Origin of the sequence: Nonomuraea thailandensis, from assembly GCF_024172165.1 — a bacterium.
Taxonomy (GTDB): Bacteria; Actinomycetota; Actinomycetes; order Streptosporangiales; family Streptosporangiaceae; genus Nonomuraea; species Nonomuraea thailandensis.
Map to the genome: position 1 here is coordinate 12,289,379 of NZ_JAMZEB010000002.1, position 19,319 is coordinate 12,308,697.

Below are 19,319 nucleotides of genomic sequence, written 5' to 3' on the forward strand. Positions count from 1 at the left end.
AGTGCCCGGCGGTCACCTTGAGTGCCCTGGCCGGTTTGTACGGCAGCCGTTGCTTGCCCGCGCGCTGCCACAGAGCCGGAAATGGTTGACCGGACGACAATGACTACTGCCAGGACCCCGTGGCCACGCAACGATGCCCTCTAACTCCCAATATCTGCCGGAAGTCCTCCTGGCGACGCGGGAGGCCATGGACCAGCATGGTCTGACGGGCGCTGACTTCGTCGGCGATGTCGAGCAGACCTCGCTTGTCGGCATGGGCGGACAAGCGCATCATCTCGATCCGCGCTCTGAGCGGGATCTCCTTCTTCGTGCCGCGATCGTCGATGGTCAGATGGGAGGCCCGGTCCTCGACGAGCCTGAGGAGCTTGGCCCCGCCGGATTCCTCATCCTGGTATCCAGACAGGAACAGGGCGCTTCGGGCTTCGGGAAGGATCCGGGCCGCCCATTCGATGGCAGGGCCGCCCGTGAGCATCCCCGAGGTCGTGATCACGACACCAGAGGTGAAGAGGTCCAGGTGCTCCGGCCGCTCAGCCCGGCTGACGTTGCCCCCGAAGATACGCAAGGGCGAATGCCGGTCTGCTGTCACGCTCTCGAAGGACGACGCCAGATCGGCCGCCATACCATCGAGAAGCACAGGGACGTGCGGCATACGGGTCCGCATGATCATGGCGAGTTCCTGAGCGCGGCCTAGCGCGAAGGCGGGGATGAGCACCCGCCCTCCGGCCGCGTACACGTCCTCGACGGCACGGACCAGGTCCTTGACGCGGGTCTTCCGGGAACTGTGCTCCTCGGCGCAGCACGTGGACTCCATGACGAGGAGATCCGCTTCGCGCGCGGAGTCCGGAATCGAGTAACCGTCCACGGTCTCCTGCCGAAAGCCTGAGATGTCGCCGGTGATGACCACTCGTTGGTCGCCGGCTCGGACGACGACTCCGGCCGCGCCGAGGATGTGCCCGGCGGGGAACAACTCGACGGTGAGGTCGCCGATCGTGCGCGTGACGCCGAAGGGCACTTCTTCGCACCGCCGCGCGGTCAGCTCGACGGCATCACGCTGGTACAGCGGCTCGCTGTCGGTGCCCCACCGGCGATGAAGCCGCTCCCGTTCCCCCATGAGTTTCGCCGAGTCCGCCCACATGCGCGGCATCAGGGCGGTGGTCTCGGGTGTGGCGAGGATGCGCAGGTCCGGAAAACGCGTGGCCAACGCTGGAACGTACCCGCAATGATCGGTGTGAGCGTGTGTGATCATTACGGCCTGGATGGGCTCTGACAAGGCCTCATCGATGTGACGTGGAGGCAGCGCAGGATCGCCCGGGATCAGTCCCGCGTCCACGAGGAGGCGAGTCTCACCCGCTTCAATCAGGACGCACGAGCCGCCGATCTCGGTGGCGCCTCCGAGGGGGCGCACGCGCAGGGTCCGCTCTCGCGAGACGGTCACCTGGGGACTCAGGTGAGGCTGCGGCGGCGAGATGATCGCCTGAAGCGCGGTGACGAGAGAGTCCGGCTCGATTCCGGCGATCTCGGCAGCCACTACGACAGGAGACCGGTCCTGACCATCGAGGCGCTCGTTACGCGGATCGCGCGCCTCCGCACTGTCGCGAGTGAGGCCAGGAGACGGCTGAAGGACCGCGAGCAGGTTGGAGGCCAGGACACGAGGGTCGTGCAGACGGCCTTGGAGCGCCGCAACCTGCGTTTCCAATTCCTCCGCACGCTTTTCCGCGTCGACGAGTGCGTTGCCGGCGCTCTGCAGGGCCTTGACGGTGTGCTCGTGACGGCCCTTCTCCATCTCCAGTTTGCTCCTCAACCCGCTGATCCTGGCTTGCAGGCGGGCGCGTAGAGTCTCGCGAACTGTGTCCGACTTGTTGAGTAGTTCGAGCAGTCGCAGGCCGGCTCGGACGACGTCATCGTCCGTGGATAGGACCAGAGTGGAGGACGCGTCGAGCTCAGGCTGGTCACGCCGGAGCTCCAGTTCCCCACGGATCTTGTTTCTGAGCGCCGGAACCTTGATCAGCGCGTCGATGATGACGTGGCGTCGTTCGGCGGCGAACTGCTCAGCGTCGTGCTCTGTCCCGGCCATGGCCGGCCGCGACAGGAGTACGCGCGCCGCCGCTTGGAGAATCGGCAGCAAGGGATCGGAGGTCACCTGGAGAGTCCCATCCGCTGAGTGGCCTCTGAGAGGACGGGCTCCAGCTTCAGCATCCCGTCCTCCTGGGGCACGAGCGCGCCGAGGATCCGCAACACCTCGACCAGGTCTGCGGTGGAGATGTAGCCCTCCTCCTGCAAGCCCGCCTCTGCCAGTGGATGCCCGTCATCCCCTGAGGCCAGGAAACCGGCGAGCGTCTCGGGTGTGTCGGCGATGTCGGAGATCTCCACGAGCATGCGCCAAGCGGTGCTGACCGCCATGCTGGACAGGACCCCGGACGATTGCACGAACTGCTCCGGTTCCCGTTCCAGATAGGCCCGGCAGAACTCCAGAGCGTGTTCGCGATCAGTGTCACCGTCAGCAAGAGTGTTGATTACCTTGCTGATCAGCAGCGGCCAGCCTCCAGTGGTGCGGAGCAGCTCGGCGCGGTTCGGGTCTTCCTGGAAGCCGAGCCCGACCTCGTACATCCACTGCCGGATCGCGGGGCGGTTGAACCGCTGCAGCTCGATGAGTTCGGCCGTGCCCGTCTGCGCGGTGGCCTCGGTGTCCCCGTTCGCCGCCCCTCGGCTGGTGGAAAGCCACATGGAGGCATGTTCCGGCGGTGCGATCAGCGCGATGGAGATGGTGCCCCGAGTGGGTGCGGAGAGCGCGCCGGCCGCCGCTCGGTACATCGCGGTTGCCCTTTTGTGCGGCTGTCCCGTGAGGTCGACGATCACCACGTCGTGATCCGAGCCTTGCGCGGCGCGTTGCAGCGCTCCCTCGAACGTGAAACCACCGGGCTCCACCCGCCACGTCTGGGCCTGCTTGTGCCGTGACGCCGCTTCTTCGAGAGCGGTTGCGACCCTGTCGATCTGCAACGCCGGAGAACCGGCGATGAGATACAGGACATTGCGCGGGCTGAGCAGCCGAGCGACCTGGCTGCCGGTCAGTGGCGAGCACTCGCCGTTGCTCTTGTACTCGTCCCGGTACGACTGCGCGTCGAAGGAGTCGGGGCGCTCGAAGGCCTCGGCCTGCACGAGCACGGCCTCGACCTCCTCGGCCCCGCCGAGCAGGTTGAGAATGTGCGGGGTACGCAGCCGGTAGCCCTCTCCGTCAGCGGCAAGCACGCCCAGGTTGACGCATTCCTCGAGCAGGCCACGGAAGCCGTCGCTGGTGGAGTCGCGGAACCCTTGCGGCCACCACTCCTGGCACTCGGACCGCAGTTCGCCGGCCGTCAACGTGACGTCTGTTCCCTCATTGAGCGCCCGGAACGCAACGGAATAGGCGATGACCTTGTACCGCTTGTCCAGGTTCAGCGTCCACTCGAAGCGGTCGCGGAAACCCTGTGCGAGCTTGCTGTCCCGCCATACTTTGTCCACGTCTTCGCGCGTGATCTCGTACGGCATCTTTGCGTGGGTCGTAGGAATCCGGCGCAGTCGCGTCAAGAGGGCGTCCGCGAACAGCTGGATCAGAGCTGGGGCGTTGTTCGCCTCGGCGATGACCCGTGCCGCCAGTCGTGGGGCGAAGCGGAATCCCAGCGCCTGGAGCGGTTTGGTGAGCAAGCTGTAGGCGTCCTGCGGTTCGAGCGGTCCGACCGCGATGGGAGTGCCCAGGTGAGTGATCGGCTGATTGGAATGGCTCTTGAACCGAGCTGTCTGGTGCAGGCCCGCGAAGACGACCTTGACTCGATAATCAGTGTCGACCATGAGATTGCGCAGGGTGATGACGTTACTGAAGGCGGCATCCGCGTCTCGGGCGTCGGTGTTGAGGAACTCGTCGGCTTCGTCCAGCAGGATCAGCAGCTGCCGGGCAGGATCGGCGCCGATCCATGCCTTCACCTCGTCGCAGATCTCCTTCGGGTCGGACAGGTTGCCCGAGGTGCCGGGGAGTACCTCGGCCTCGGCGAGCTTGCCCGCGAGCATCGGCCACAGGGCCTTGACAGGGGTGCTCCTGCCGATGTTCTGGATGATCTCGGAGATGACCTTACGGTTCTCATCGGTCTTGTGAACGTTCCGTTCGGCCTTGCGGAGCAGGGCCGACTTCCCGAGCTGGCGCCCCCCGTAAACGAACGAGGAGCCGGTCCTGCTGGTCACTTCGTGCAGCTGGTCCGCACGACCGTAGAACATCTCTTCAGGTACGTCGCCAGTCGGCGCATAGGGGTTGGTGGAGGTGAACGGGGCCAGGAGGCTCTCGGTCGAGGCCCAATTGGCCTCGGGCAGGCAGGCGAGATAGCTGATCGCGGTGTCGTCGAGCACCGCCGCGACCGGCGCCGGTCGGCGACGACTCGCCGCGGCGAGCTGGCGCCGCTGCTCGACTGTGAGGACGCCGAAGTAGAAGACCAGCACGGTCTGGTCTCCAGGCTGGTCCTTGAGCCACTCGATCACCTGCTGAGGCCCCGGCGACTTCCACACCAGCAGAAGGCGAAGCCGGTCGCCCGATGGGCTCATCCGGGACCCGAAGGAGGGCAGTAGCGGGTCGACGATCGTACGGACCCGGTTCAACGTGATCCAGATCCGGTTCTGCTCCTCACGGGACCCTTCCTGATCGCCTTCGAGGCCGATCATCTGCAGCACTCCCGTGACGGTGCTTCTGAAGTTGCCCGCCGACTTCGGCCCCTGGGCCATGTGCTGCCAGACGCGCAGCGCGTTCTCGGAAACTCCGCGGCGGCCTCGGGGAATGGCGGCGATGGACAGCCCGCTGCGCAGCAGTAGGTCGCTCAGCGCGGGTTCACCGATCTCGTTGCCGCTGTGGAGCGCGTCCTTGAGTCTCCGCAGCCACTCCTCTCCTTCACGGCCCTTCTGCTTGCCCGGCAGCCTGGCGGACATGGCCTCGAACGCCTGGGGGAAATGCGGAAAGTATCGTTCCAAGTGATCGACCGCGTCGGAGATCTCCGGAAGCTGGTTGCCGGCCTTGGCCTGAGCGGTGAACTCGCGGGCGGTGGTCAGGTCTCCGCTCTCGATGTAGGCCCGGATCCGTTCCTGGACCGCGGCGACGTCGGTGTTCTCGGCACTGAGACCATCCAGCGCGGCGAGTTCGGCAGCGATCTGCTCCTGGCGGATCCCCGCCGCCTCCTGCGCGAGCAGGCCAAGGGCGTCGAAAATGGCATCGAAGTCGTCCCGGTCGTCATTGCCGAGCGCCTGCAACATCCCGACGAAGCGGGTGGCGATCGTCTCAGGCAGCACACCGTCCCGCCGCCATTCAGCGATTCGGTCCTGAATGTCCTCGATCCTATTGTCACGGTCGTGCCGGGCCGCATCGACGAGCTTCTCCCTGCGCCCGCGAAGCTCCGTGGCCAGCGCCGGGTCCTCGTGCGCCAGTACGGACAGCACGGCCCGAGTGCCGGCGTGGTCGCCGCGAGCGGCCCGGGCTTCGAAGGCGGCACGCCAGTCCCGCTCACCGTCGGTGCAGGTGGCCAGCAGGTCGGCCGGCGTCGGTTCGTCCAGCGGGGAAACGGTGTCTCCATCAAATCGGATCGCGGGCGTGAGGAGCAGGTCGGCGTTGAGTACCTGTGCGGCGGACGGCTCCGGCTGCCCAAGCGCGCCGCCGTCCAGCAACCGCAGGGTGTCATTCACGAGCAGTGAGGCTCCGGCCGCCGCCGCGGCGATGAGCGGGTCCGGGGAGCTCGCCAGGCTCGCGAGCTCTTCGCGGGCCTTCGACCGGTTGCGGCCGACAATCGTGCGCAGCTCGTCGAGCTCCTTCACCACCCTGGAGACGCCGGCGTCGTCCGTCCGCAGCGACTTCTCTTCACGTATCGCCGTCACCCAGTCCGCCACGAGGTCGAGTGCTCTGTCGATCTTCTCGACGAGCTTGGCCCGTGCGCTGGAGTGGATGTGGTTGCTTCTCTTCCGGGAGGTCCTGGCCTTGGTGGACTCGTCGATCATCCGGTCGATGGCGCCTCCGGCTCTGAGGGCGTCGAGTTTCTGAGTCACCTCACGTATCCGGGAGGCGTCGTCCTGAGCGGCGATGGACAGCAGCCCGCCCAGGCTCAGATCGTCCTGCAGCAGGGACTTCCACACCTCGGTGGCCAGGGCAAACTTGATCTTCTGGGATGGGCCGTCCTCCAGGAACCTGGCGGCGGCCGCGGCGGCCCGGTCTCGGTCGGCTTCGGCCTGCGACGCGTCGTGCATCCGCCCGGACAAGCCCGGGACAAGGTAGGCGCCGGCTCGGGCCATCCCGCTGAACGCCTCGCCGTACGCGGCCAGCCCGGGGTAGGGAGATAGGACCGAGGAGAACTCGTCCAGCAGATGGGCGGCCTCCGACGTTGGGTGGATCAGTCCGGTACGGAGTGCGGCTGCCCAGGTCAGCAACTGGCCGGGCGTGTCATCGCCGAGAGCCTTCATCGACACCTCGCGGGCGCACTCGGTGAAGGCGGCGGACAGCCGACCGGAGAACTCGCTCATCTGCGCCGCTATCGCGGCACATCGCCGGGCACTCGCCTCGGCCGACGGCCTGCCCGCGGCGTCATGCAGCCAGGCCGCCAACCCGAACCGCCCGGAACGGAGCGCCAGCGCTTCGGCTTCGGCTACGTCACCGGTCATGCTCGGGCCGCTCACAGTCGGAGCGGGAGAGGACGGCGGAGACGGTTCGTCCGAGGTACGAACGGGCTCGCTCTGTACGTCCGCGGCCGGAGGCTGCTCCTGCTTTCGCGAAGCGGAGCTAGGTTCCGCCTTCGGCGACCGGGCGGCCTTCGACGGCGCCAGCTGCGTGCGATTGCCGGCGATGAAGACGTCCAGGTCCGCCAGCTCGTCCTCCTCGGCCGGCTCCGCCTCCAGTGCGTGGGGTGCCGGGTGATCCGGTGGCTTGTCTGCGGCTCCACCCGCATCTTCGTCCTCTTCGGCGGGCCGAGGCGCGGCACCCTCGTCAGTCACCTCAGGAACGGAGGAAACGACCAGCATGCCCTTGGCGGCGGCCATGGCCAGCGGCACCCAGTGGCGGGGCGCCTCTTCCCTAAAGCGTTCCTGCAGTGCGAACACCTGCATGATGGCCTCGTCATCGTGGGCGAGGCGGATGAGTTCGGCCAGGATCTCCAGGGCGGGTGATGGGACGGCGGTCGCTTCGCGTATCTCCTGAAGCAGCCCTTCCAGTTGAGGTGGGCCGCTGACGTGAGCGAGTGCGAGAACCGCGTGGCGCGCCGCACCGGCCGACTCGAGAACGGTGAGCGCTTCATCGAGGGCATCAGTAGTGGGGGCGGTGATGGGAGTGTCGTGTGCGGACTCCAGTCTGTTGCGTAGACCGTCGAAGTCCTGGACACCGAGGGTGATCATGTCGATGTCCTGGTCTGACGGACGTGTGCCGTCAGCGAAGGCCGCTCGCGCGCGTTCAGCGGCAGCGGCCGCTTTCAGGAACGACTCCCGCAGTAGATCCAACTCCGCCCGCAGAGCGTCGGCCGGGGACGGAGCGTCTACCTGACCTGGCTCATGAGGAGCCATCTCACTCCCTTCCTGCGCGCTGCCCTCATCGCCGATCGGGTCTGATCGGGAGGGGAGGGACAGCGCGGCGTCTCTGAGCTGGTGTAACGAGATCGGCTGTTCGGGAAGCTCGGGATGGAGGGTGCGAAGCCCGGCCCAGGCCGAATTGATCGCCGTGGTGGCGGCCGGCGTCATGCTTGGGCACGAATGCGTGAGAAGCGCGAGCGCGATGGGGGACAGCGGCAGGTCGAGCCGGTAGATGTACGCGAGAACGAGATCGGTCAGGAAATCGCCCAGAACCCTGGTGGCCGCGATCATCTCCACGAGCGTGCGCGCCTTGGGGAGCGGGAGCACGTTGGAGGCAGGGTTGAGCAGCTTCAGGCACTCGTCCCGGGAGAGTTCCTCGTGATTCTCGAACACTGGGATGAAAGGCACGCTCAAGTGGTGGATCAGCGAGCGGCGCCGGTGATTGTCGTTGCCGCGTAGCGTCCTGGCGAGGCTGGCGGCCGTCAGTTTGGTGATCGATCGCATGTCACGAAGCCCGACATGGCTCAGGATGCTCTTACGGAACGGTGCAGGATACGTGCGGATGGCAAGGAGATCATCATCTGTCACCCTGGCCGCCGCCTCCGCGATGATCACATCGGCCTGCCCGAATGCCGACAGGGTGCTGACGCTGCCCAGAGGTCTTGTATGCGAGCCGTGCGAGCTTTTAGCGCTGGAGCGTTGCTGCAATGTGTCGCCGCCCTTCTTCGCGTGCCTTTGACCATAGGAACGTTGGGTCACGGGATGGCTACTGCTTCGTACAGGTCGGGACGCTGACCGAGCTGGCTTCGAGGGACAGGTGCGGCGGGCCCGCTTGTGGCGGTCCAGATCTTCCAGCAGGAGCGCAGACGAGTCGCCGATGTCCTGAGGTGACGAGCTTGGGGTCTCCGTGCCGGCCCATCGACAACCGGAATGTGGGGTGAATGCTACCGATCACCGACATGTGGCGCAACGAGATTGCGAGAATTGTCCCGTGAATCCAATACACTAACCATCTGAGAGATGATCTCCCAATCTCTACCGAACCGCTATAAGTCTTCCCGGAGGGCGAGTGCTGCCGCTGCTGACGAGCGATCCCCCGTGAGATCGGGCCCTACCGATTGGTAGGTCGGCTCGGTTCCGGCGGCATGGGCGTGGTCTACGGGGGTGTAGACGCTACAGGCCGGCGGGTGGCCGTCAAGCTTGTGCACGAGGTTCTGTCGGTGGACGTGGAGTTCCGCCGCCGGTTCAGCCGTGAGATCCGGGTGATCGGCGACATCGAGAGCGCGTGCGTAGCGCGGGTCCTCTCCTCCGATTCCGGCACCGAGCGGCCGTGGCTGGCCACCGAGTACATTGCCGGTCCCACGCTGGAGCAGCACGTGCAGGCCGAAGGTCCACTGCCGGAAACCGCGTTATACGGCCTGGCCGCCGGGCTGGCGGAAGCTCTCGTGGCCATGCACGCGGCCAAGGTCGTGCACCGGGACCTGAAGCCATCGAACGTGATCCTCTCGCCCGGCGGGCCTCGCCTGATCGACTTCGGTATCGCCAAGGCGCTGGACGGCACGTCGATGACGCGTACCGGCCAGCTCGTTGGCTCGCCCGGCTGGATCAGCCCCGAGGAGTATGGTGAGGGCCCGTCGGGCACTCCCGCCGACGTGTACGGCTGGGCGATGCTGGTGCTCTTCGCCGCAACCGCGGAGAATCCGTACGGTCTCGGCCGCCCGGAGGTGCTGGCCTACCGCGTACGTGAGGAGATGCCGGAAACGGACGCCGTCCCGGAGGGGCTGCGTGACCTCGTCCGGCGGGCCCTGGGCAAGACGCCGGCCGATAGACCGCTCGCCGACGAGGTGCTGGCGGCGACGCTGCAGGCCTGGCCCGGCCGGGAAGCGGAGGCGGAGCGGATCGAAGACGCCACCGCGCTGCTCCAACGCACCTGGGTGATGCAGCCGTATGAGACGCCCGCCTGGTCCGAAGCAGCCACCGCGGAGACCGGCGCCCAGGCTTCCCGCCCGACGACCGTGGCCGATCCCGTCCCGCCGGAGCCGACGACGGTGCCGTCGGCCGCGCCGGCACAGGTCGTGGCGCGGCGTCCGGCCTGGGTGCTCGCCTACGTCGTCACCGCCGTGGCCGTGACCCTGATCGCTGTGACCGCGATCGTCTCCTTCGCCCCCGGCTCCGCCACGGAAACCCTGACCCAGGCGAAAGCCCCGATAGCGGCCTCGGTCACGCCGACCGTGATGCCCACTGCGACGGTGACGGCCACCCCTTCTCTGGCACCATCTTCTCCGGCACCGTCGAAGAAGCCCCGCTTCAAGGGCAAGGCCGTCACGTTCAAGGGGATCAAGATGACGCTGCCCAAGGGGTGGCGCATGATCAAGGCGCGCAAGGACCTGATCTGCGTCGAATCACCTCGCTCGCGGGGGTCGAGCGGCCCCTGGGACTTCGCCTGCAGGCCCGACGCCATGGCGATCAAGACAGGCTCCAGCGACAAGGTCTGGCCGGGCAGCGCCATCGAGAACAGGCGGTGGGGGTGGCTCATCGACCATCCGATGCCCTGCCTGCGAGACGGGCGGACCTGGCGCGACCCGCAGGGCACCTACGACATCTACACCGGAGAGTACGCACTCTATGAATGGACGTACGACGAAGGCGCCCAGCTCGACTACTCGGGGCTGGCCAAGATGGCCGACGGCAGGAAGGCGTACTACAGGAAGTGGCAGATACCGTGCTCAAACCATGGGTCCTACACCATGAAGATCTGGCACCTGCCGCAGTCCAAGGTCTCCTTCTTCGTGCTCGGCGCGCACGACGCGGATGCCAAGGGCTACCAGCAGATCATCGCCTCCACCGACCTCACCGGTTACCAGCACGCTGCTCCGGCGTGATAGGCAATGTGTAAATTCGGTACACAGGTTCTTTGTGTGGTCCGCAACGCTCATATTCGCTACTGTGTGGTGCGAGGTGCTGCATGGGTGAAAGTGAGCAGCCGAAGGAACATCGCCATATACCCTGAGGCTCTTTGTCGTGGAGGCAGGTGAGCATGGACCCTTTGGACCGCTCCGATCCCAAGCGGATCGGCGACATTACGCTGCGGGGTCGCCTGGGATTCGGTGGAATGGGGCGCGTGTTCTACGGCGTCACCGCCGACCACGAGGCCGTGGCGGTCAAGGTCATCCGTGAGGATCTGATCTCCAGAGCCGAGGTGCGAACCCGCTTCGCGCGCGAAACGGAGGCGCTGCGCACGATCCAGGGCCCGCACCTCGCCTCGCTCGTGGACGCCTCGGACGAGGACGACGAGCGACCTTGGCTTGCGATCGAGTTCGTCCGCGGTCTGACGCTGAAGGAGTTCGTCGAGACTCGCGGCCCATTGACGGAGACAGACGCGGCCGCGCTCGGCGTCGTCCTGGCCGGCGCGCTGAAGGACATCCATGCCGCCGGCCTGCTTCACCGCGACCTCAAGCCCGCCAACGTCCTACTCGGCCAGGACGGGCCGAAGGTCATCGACCTGGGCCTGGTTGCCTTCGCCGATGGTCCCACCGACCTGACCACCACCGAGTCGACGCTGGGAACCCCCGCCTGCATGTCGCCCGAGCAGGCGAACACGCCCAAGCAGATCACTTCCGCCGCCGATGTCTACGCGCTCGGCGCCACGCTGCTGTTCGCGCTGGCCAAGCATTACCCCTACGACGGTGGGAATGTCGCGGCGATGCTCATGAACATCATCAGTGCCGACACCCATCCGAATCTCGACGGTCTGCCCGACAGCACGAGGCCCCTGATCGAGAAGATGCTCGCGCACGACCCCGCCGCACGCCCGACCGTCGCAGAGGCACGTGACCGGCTGACGAAGCTGTGTGGTCGTGCCCCGTTGAAGCGGCTCGTCGAAGCCACCTACATTGAGCGCGAAAGCGATCCCGAGGAAGTCGCGCCGCGTCCCAGACCGCCGAGGAAAGATCTGTCCGAGGTCGTGGTCCCCGGCTCGGTCGTCGCCAAGCTGGCCGACCACCTGCGCTCCATCTACTCCGTCAACGCCGCCTTCTAGGAGCAGCCCCAGTGACCGAGACCTCCTACCCCCCCGGCGCCCGGATCGAAGTCCGGGACGCCGAGTGGATCGTCCGTACCTGCGCGAAGACCGCGCACGACGGATACAAGATCACGGCGGTCGGCGCGTCGGAGTTCGTCCGTGACGAGGACGCGGTCTTCTTCACCGCGCTGGAGGAGGTCAGTCTGCTCAGGCCCGAGGAGACCGTCCTGGAACAGGACGAGACCTCCCGCTTCGCCAAGAGCAGGCTGTTCCTGGAAGCCGTCCTTCGCAGGACTCCGCTTCCGCAGACGGAAAAGGGCCTGGCGCTGGCCGACCGATTTCTCCTCGACCCGCTGCCCTACCAACAGCGCCCCGCCGAGCTCGCCCTCAAGGGCCTGCGCCCGCGCATTCTCATCGCCGACGTGGTCGGTTTGGGCAAGACCCTGGAGATCGGCCTCATCCTCGCGGAGCTGATCAAGCGTGGCCGGGGGGAGCGCATCCTGGTTGTCACCCCGCAACAGGTTCTGGAACAGTTCCAGCACGAACTCTGGACCCGCTTCGCCATCCCGTTGATTCGCCTGGACTCCGTCGGCGTCGAGCGCATTCAACGTGACATTCCGGCAGGCCGAAACCCCTTCACGTACTACAAGCGGATCATCGTCTCCATCGACACGCTGAAGAACGCGGGCAAGTACGGCCAGCATCTGGAGAAGCTGCACTGGGACGCGGTCGTCATCGACGAGTCGCATAACCTGATGGGCGAGAAGACCGACCGCAACAAGCTGGCCAAGCTGCTGGCCCGCCAGACCGACGCGCTCCTGCTGGCCAGCGCCACCCCGCACAACGGCAACAGCGAGTCCTTCGCCGAGCTGATCCGCATGCTCGACCCTGCGGCGATCGCCGACGACAGCAAGTATTCGGCCGGCGACATCGACCACCTCTACATCCGCCGCACCAAGATCAGCCCCGAGGTACGCGACCAGATGGGCGGCAAGTGGCCTGACCGTGGGCCTTCCATCCCCGTCAGGTGCACGGCCGGCGCCGCAGAAGAGAAGGTCTTCGAGGAGCTCACCCAGGTCTGGCTCGCGGGCGAGCAGCGCACCGGCGGCCCGGTCGTCTCCGCCAAGAACCGGCTCTTCCCCTACACACTGCTCAAGGCGTTCCTGTCCAGCCCAAAGGCCCTGGCGAAGACGGTGGCCAACCGGCTGAAGAACGCCACGGAGGCCCGGGAGATCGACGCGCTGAAGTCCCTCCAGCACCTGACCGCTCAGATCGACGAACCCGCCAAACTCACCGCGCTGATCGGCGAACTCCGGGCGATCGACTTGAAGAAGAACCGGGTCGTCGTTTTCTCCGAGAGCGTCGAGACCGTCAAGTGGCTGGCAGACGTCCTCCCGGAACGCCTCGGCCTGAAGCAGGACGCCGTCGACATGATGCTCGGCAACGGCATGACCGACCAGCAGCAGCAGGACGTCATCGAGCGCTTCGGCCTGGCCGAGAGCCCGGTCCGGCTGCTCGTCACCACCGACGTGACGAGCGAGGGCGTCAACCTGCACCGGCAGTGCCACCACATGATCCATTTCGACGTGCCGTGGAGCCTGATCCGGATCGAACAGCGCAACGGCCGTATCGACCGCTACGGCCAGGAGCACCAGCCGCAGTTCAAGGCGCTCATTCTCACCTCCGGCGTCGAGGGCGCCAAGGACGACAGGACCGTCGCCGAGAAACTCCTGGAGAAGGAGGCCACCGCACACTGCACGCTCGGCACCGCCGAGGCCGTCACGGGTGAATACCGTGCCGAGCGCGAGGAACGCCGCCTCATCCAGGACCTGCTCGAAGGCAAGACGGTCGAGGAGTCCATCGAGGACCGCCCTATCGATGACTTCCTCGCCGACCTGCTCGGCTCGGTCGGCGCCGAGCCCGCCAATCCGGACCCGCTCAAGGCGGACGTCCCCAGGCTGTTCGACACCTCCGAGACCTTCGTCAAGGAGGCCATCACCACGCTCGGCCTGCTCAAGGACCTGGAGGACGACGGCGAGCTGATGGCGTTCACCCCGCCGCCGGACCTGGTCCACCGGCTCTCGGCGTTGCCCGCCGACTACCTGCGCACCCACGACGTACGCAAGCGGATGAAAGTCACCTTCGACCGCGCGCTCGCGCAGCGCAAACTCAACGAGGCCCGGCGTACCAAGACCATGTGGCCCGAGATCGCCTACCTGTCCGACCTGCACCCGCTGGTCGACTGGATCACCGACAAGGTGCTCGTACGCCTCGGCCGCCAGAAGGCTCCCGTCATCACCGCGAAGGTGGACGAGCCGACCTTCCTCATCCAGGGCATCTACTCCAACGCTCTCGGCCAGCCCACCGTGGTCGAGTGGATGGCGGTCACCGGCGAAGGAGTCCTTCAGGACCCGATGACCGAGATCCTCGCCGAAGCCGAGGTCGGGCCGCCTATGACCAACACCGGCCGCCCCATCGACCTCCAGCCGCTCCAGGCCCGCCTCCCGCAGGCCGTCGCCGTCGCCCGCGAGCACCTGGAAGCCCGCCGGGCCGAGTACGACGCGGTGGTCGTGGCCCCGCTCGACAGCTACCGCGGTCACCTCGACACCTGGCAGCAGCTCACCCTCGACGGCGTGCACGTCTCCCAGCGCACGCGCAAGGAGCGGAGCGTCCAGGACACCGTCGAGCGGCAGAAGCGCCTGCTCGACTCCATGCAGACCACCGGCGAACCGCTGCTGCGGGTTCTCGCCGTCCTCGTTCCTCAGGATGTGTGATGAGACTCGACTCGCTGGTCAACCGCGGCGACTACTTCTCGGCCCACTACCTCGCCGAGGTGCTGCCCAAGGACCTGAAGAAGAAGGACGGCCTGCTCGCCCGCTGGACGGCGGAGGAGAAGGACGGCCGGACCACGCCGCGCAAGGGTCTGCGGGCCCTCGGCAAGCCGTACTTCACCGACCGGCCGTTCTTCGCCGACATGGACGTACGGCTGCGCGAGGACGAGCTCCCCGAGGACCTGCCGCAGTGGCGCAAGCAGCTCGGCGAGCTGCACATCCACGTGCTCAAGGCACTCGGCTACCAGGCCCAGCCCCGTGAGATCACCGTCGAGCGGGCGGGGAAGGACTACCCGGTCCAGGTCGCCTATGCCGACGACCACCTGATCGCGATCGAATGCGGCTGGGCTGCCGAGGTCGACGCCGGTCTCGACGGGCAGCTCCTGCACCCCGTCCAGCTGGACGGCCGCGAGCAGATCAAGGACGCCACCAAGCTGGCCTCCTGGTTGCTGGCCAGCGAGAACCCGCCCCGTTACGTCCTCATCCTGGCCGGCGGCGTGGTCATCCTCGCCGACCGGGCGACCTGGGGTGAGGGCCGCTACCTGGCCGTCTCCCTCGACGTCGCGCTCGGCCGCAACGATCCCGCCGAACTGGAGGTCATCGCCGCTCTCTTCGGCGCCGACTCTCTGCTGCCCCCAGCCGAGGGTGGTTCCGAGCCGCTCGCCGACTTGCTGGCCAGCTCACGCAACCACGCGGTCGGCGTGTCCAAGGAACTGCGCGACGGGCTCAAGGAGTCGGTGGAACTCATCGCCAACGAGGTCCTCGCTCGCATCCGTGCCGCTGGGGTGCAGCCCGGAGGCATCATGGAGCCCTCCGCCCTGGCCCGCGAGCTTGGCCGGGAGTCGCTGCGCTACCTGTATCGGATCCTCTTCCTGCTGTACGCCGAGGCCCGGCCTGAGCTGGGCATCCTGCCGACCGACGACGAGGACTATACCCGCGGCTACAGCCTGGCCCGCCTCGGCGACCTGGTCGTCCGCGACTTGACCGGCGAGGAGGCCAGGAACGGCTTCCACCTATACGAGTCCCTCGACTTGCTCTTCCGCATGGTCAACGAGGGGCACCGCCCGCGCACCGGCGACGAGGTCTCGGAGGAGGACGGGCTGCGCTTCGAACCGCTGAAATCCGGCCTCTTCGAATCGCCCTCCACCGGCCTCATTCGGCGCGACCTGCCCCTCGACGAGGACGACCCGCGCACGATCGACACCCGGCTGCGCAACGAGATCCTCTACAAGGTGCTGCGCAAGCTCATGCTCACGCGCGGACGGCGCAAGGAACGCGGCGGGTTCATCTCGTACGCGCAGCTCGGGATCAACCAGCTTGGCGCGGTCTACGAGGGCCTGATGTCCTACACCGGCTTCATCGCCACCGAGGAGCTGTACGAGGTGGCCAAGGGCGGCGACCCCAAGGACGGCTCCTGGATGATCCCGGCGTCCAAGGTCGATGACTACCCCTCCGAGGTCTTCGTCATCCGGACGGACGACGACGGCAACAAGACCGACGAGTACGTGCGTTACCCGGCAGGCTCGTTCGTCTACCGTCTGGCCGGTCGTGATCGCGAGACCAGCGCCTCCTACTACACGCCTGAGTCGCTGACCCGCGTCACCGTTCAGCTCGCGCTCCAGCACCGGGTCACCGAGGACACCACGGCGCGCGACATCCTGTCGTGGAAGATCTGCGAGCCGGCGCTCGGCTCCGGGGCGTTCCTCAACGAAGCCATTAACCAGGTCGCCGACCTCTACCTGAAGCGCCGCCAGCAGGAGCTCGGCCTCTCCATCGACCCCGAGTCGTACGAGGAGGAACTGCAGCGGGTCAAGGCGTACGTCGCCCTGCACAACTCATACGGCGTCGACCTCAACGACACCGCGATCGAGCTGGCCGAGGTCTCCGTCTGGCTCAACGTCATGCACCCCGGCCTCCAGGCACCGTGGTTCGGTCTTCACCTGCGCCGGGGCAACTCCCTCATCGGGGCAGGACGCCGGGTCTACGAGGCCGCACAGCTCACCAAGGGCGAGTGGCTCAAGACCGCCCCCGCCGACCTCCCCTTCTCCGCCGGGGCGGTCCCTTCGGGCCAGATTCACCACTTCCTGCTGCCCGCCGAGGGCTGGGCGGCGGTCGCCGACGCCAAGGAAGCCAAGAACCTCGCACCGGAGCAGGCCAAGCAGCTCAAGGCCTGGCAGAAGAAAATTCGCGCCAAGGTCTCCGACAAGAAGTCCGCCGGTCGGCGGTTGTCCCAGCTCCAGCGGCTCCAGGCGCTATCCGGCCGGGCCGAATACCTGTGGGACCTGGTCGTCCAGCGCCTCACCATCTCGGAACGGGAGATCAGCCGCAAGATCGACGTCTGGGGCGCCGACTGGATCACCCAGCCATCGCAGGCCATCCCCAAGGAGAAGGTCTACGAAGACCTGACCGCACCGGGCACGCCGTACTGGCGCCTCAAGAAGGTGATGGACGCCTGGTGTGCGCTGTGGTTCTGGCCGCTCGACAAGGCCGGCCTTCTCGACGGCACAGGCCCGATCTACGGGCCCACTACGTCCGCTGAGCTGGAGCAGGTGGTTCTCGCCGAGTCAGCTGTACGGGCTGAGCCGGAGGAGTCTCTCGGGTTCGGCCAGGTGTACGTCACGGACTCGTTGTTTGAGACCGGGGACGAGCAGCTCGACCTCGCCGACGCGAAGACCATGGTTGGAGGCGGCCCAAAGAGAACTGCCAAGCCACGATCACAGCCGGACCCGGTGCGCAAGGTCATCCCGCTGTCGGACCTGAACGACTGGCTCGACTTTGCCGAGGCTGTACTCGGCCGGGCGGACATTCCGGAGGACTCGCTGGTCGCAAGCTTCGCGTCGCTGGCGGATCTTGAGACCTACGAGGACCAGCTTCCTGCCTGGATGGGGATGGACTCAGCGTTCAAGCTGTCGGAGCGCTTCCCTTGGCTGGGCCTGGCCGAAGACATCACAGAGGATCAGGGATTTTTTCACTGGGAATTGCAGTTCGCACATGTCTTCACCGCGGGTGGTTTCGACCTTCAAGTCGGCAATCCGCCCTGGGTCAGGCCTGAATGGGTGGAAGCCTCGGTTCTTGCCGAATTGGATCCATGGTTCATACTAGCTGAAAAGCCGTCGGCGGCAGAGTTGAATAGCCGCAAGCGGGATATCTTGGCGGAAATACGCTGTCGCTCATATCTGCTAGGCGAGTTGGCAGCCAACACGGGCATGGTCTCCTTTCTGGGTTCACGTGCGGCATATGATTTGCTTGCAGGAACTCGTTTGAACCTATACCGCGCGTTCATGATCCGAGCCTGGCGGAACTTGTCTGGTCAGGGAATTGCAGGGCTATTGCACCCTGACAGTCACTTCGTAGGGTCTCAGGAAGGCCGTCTTCGAGGAGCTGCATATCGACATCTTCGAATTCATGCACATTTTCATAACCGGCGGCTATTGTTTGCGGATATTGACTGGAACGTCGAGTACGCCGTTCAGATCTATGGAACAGAAAGGGATATTTATTTCACGCATGTAAGCTGGCTCTATGATATCGCGCCCCTGGTGGGATCCTTCGGCCATGACGGTTCGGGAGAATCGCCTGGTATCAAGCACAACGGCTATTGGGATCTACGCCCTCACCGTGATCGACTCGTCCATGTCGACGAAGCGGTACTCTCTATGTGGCAATTCCTTACCGGTGAGACAGATGTGCCCGTTGAGCAAACCAAACTTCTCTACCCAGTAACAGTTGCCGAGCAGGCAGCGATCACTGCTCTATCAAAAGTCGATCGGCGACTTGGCGCGGCCTTCCCTCGAATTAGTGCCGGCTACAATGAGACGAACGCTAAGAAAGATGGTCTTATCGTCTGGCGGGCTGCGCGTCCCGACAATTGGTCAGAAGTAATTCTGCGTGGTCCGCAATTTAGCGTTGCCACGCCATTCGCCAAGCAGCCTCCGCTTATGGGGCGAAACGATCCTGTGGTTAACGTGGCCACTCTCGCAGACGATGCAGTTCCCTCAACTGACTACCAGCGGGCCTGCGACCTGGAGACTTATCTTGCTGCTCAGGATCGATGGGCCACTCGCGACGGTGAAAACCGTAGATACACCGAGTTCTATCGGCTGGCTTGGCGCGAGATGATCCCGAACAGCACCGAGAGAAGTCTATTTCCTGTACTAATCCCACCCGGTCCTGCTCACATCCATCTCGTGCGAAGTATGGCGCTGGCTTCGAATCGGGAGACTGTGCTGGTGGCCGGGTTTTGGACTGGGCTTCCGCTGGACTATCTCCTGCGGGTTACCGGGCGTGGCCACCTAGATATCTCGGGGGCACGCACCATGCCTGCCCCCGACCCTGGCCACCATATGGCGGAAGCGCTCCTACTGCGAACAATGCGCCTTAACTGTCTGACCACGGCCTACGCGGATCTCTGGGCCGAGCTTTATAACGACGACTGGACTCGTGAGTCGTGGGTCGTCGACTGGCCCGGCATGTCGCCACTTGGCGAGATCAATCCCATCTGGGAGACGGTTACTCCGCTACGCAGTGAGTACCAGCGTCGTGCTGGCCTAGTGGAGTTGGACGTCTTGGTCTCCGTCATGCTCGGCATGGGCGTCGATGAACTCATCGCCGCCTACCGGGCTCGGTTCGCGCACCTGGTGACCTACGAGAGCGCGATGTGGTTTGACGCGAAGGGTCGAAGGCTGGCCGAGAACTTCAACGCCTATGGCCACGGCCAAACCAAGGCAGACTTTGAGACGCTCATGGCGCACCTCGACCCCGAGATCAACGGCCCGGCCCCCGATGGCTACGCGGCACCCTTCTACAAGGCCGACCGTGAAGCCGAATACCGCCAAGCCCATGCGGTTTTCGCCGAACGCCTGAAGCAGGCCCAGGCCGTACAGGAAGGCAGCCAGTGAGCGGGGAGCCGATCT

At 65.8% G+C, this 19,319-nt stretch carries 6 protein-coding genes; 4 read left to right on the forward strand and 2 right to left on the reverse strand.

Annotated elements, in window-relative coordinates; all coding sequences use genetic code 11:
- Window positions 1-103 precede the first annotated feature (103 nt).
- Both HD597_RS61320 and HD597_RS61325 read right to left on the reverse strand, forming a co-directional pair.
- A complete protein-coding gene (locus HD597_RS61320; RefSeq protein WP_253758461.1) occupies window positions 104-2,140 on the reverse strand; it encodes an MBL fold metallo-hydrolase in 2,037 nt (678 codons plus the stop codon).
- On the reverse strand, window positions 2,137-8,313 hold the full coding sequence (locus HD597_RS61325) for an nSTAND1 domain-containing NTPase (RefSeq protein WP_253758463.1): 6,177 nt from the start codon (window positions 8,311-8,313) through the stop codon (window positions 2,137-2,139). The genes HD597_RS61320 and HD597_RS61325 overlap by 4 nt, the downstream gene beginning before the upstream one ends.
- A 359-nt stretch (window positions 8,314-8,672) precedes the next feature.
- On the opposite strand from HD597_RS61325, the gene HD597_RS61330 reads away from it, so the two are divergent.
- From HD597_RS61330 to HD597_RS61345, 4 genes are all read left to right on the forward strand, one after another.
- Window positions 8,673-10,436 carry a serine/threonine protein kinase gene (locus HD597_RS61330; RefSeq protein ID WP_276083324.1) on the forward strand — a complete coding sequence of 588 codons (1,764 nt, stop codon included), beginning with the start codon at window positions 8,673-8,675 and terminating at the stop codon, window positions 10,434-10,436.
- Window positions 10,437-10,591: 155 nt separating this feature from the next.
- Window positions 10,592-11,593: a serine/threonine-protein kinase gene (locus tag HD597_RS61335; protein WP_253758468.1), complete on the forward strand. Its 1,002-nt coding sequence runs from the start codon at window positions 10,592-10,594 to the stop codon at window positions 11,591-11,593.
- Window positions 11,594-11,604: 11 nt separating this feature from the next.
- Window positions 11,605-14,349 carry a DEAD/DEAH box helicase gene (locus HD597_RS61340; RefSeq protein ID WP_253758470.1) on the forward strand — a complete coding sequence of 915 codons (2,745 nt, stop codon included), beginning with the start codon at window positions 11,605-11,607 and terminating at the stop codon, window positions 14,347-14,349.
- Window positions 14,349-19,304 (forward strand): Eco57I restriction-modification methylase domain-containing protein, encoded by a 4,956-nt coding sequence (locus HD597_RS61345; protein ID WP_253758472.1) that lies wholly within the window; start codon window positions 14,349-14,351, stop codon window positions 19,302-19,304. Before HD597_RS61340 ends, HD597_RS61345 begins: the two co-directional genes overlap by 1 nt.
- Window positions 19,305-19,319 lie beyond the last annotated feature (15 nt).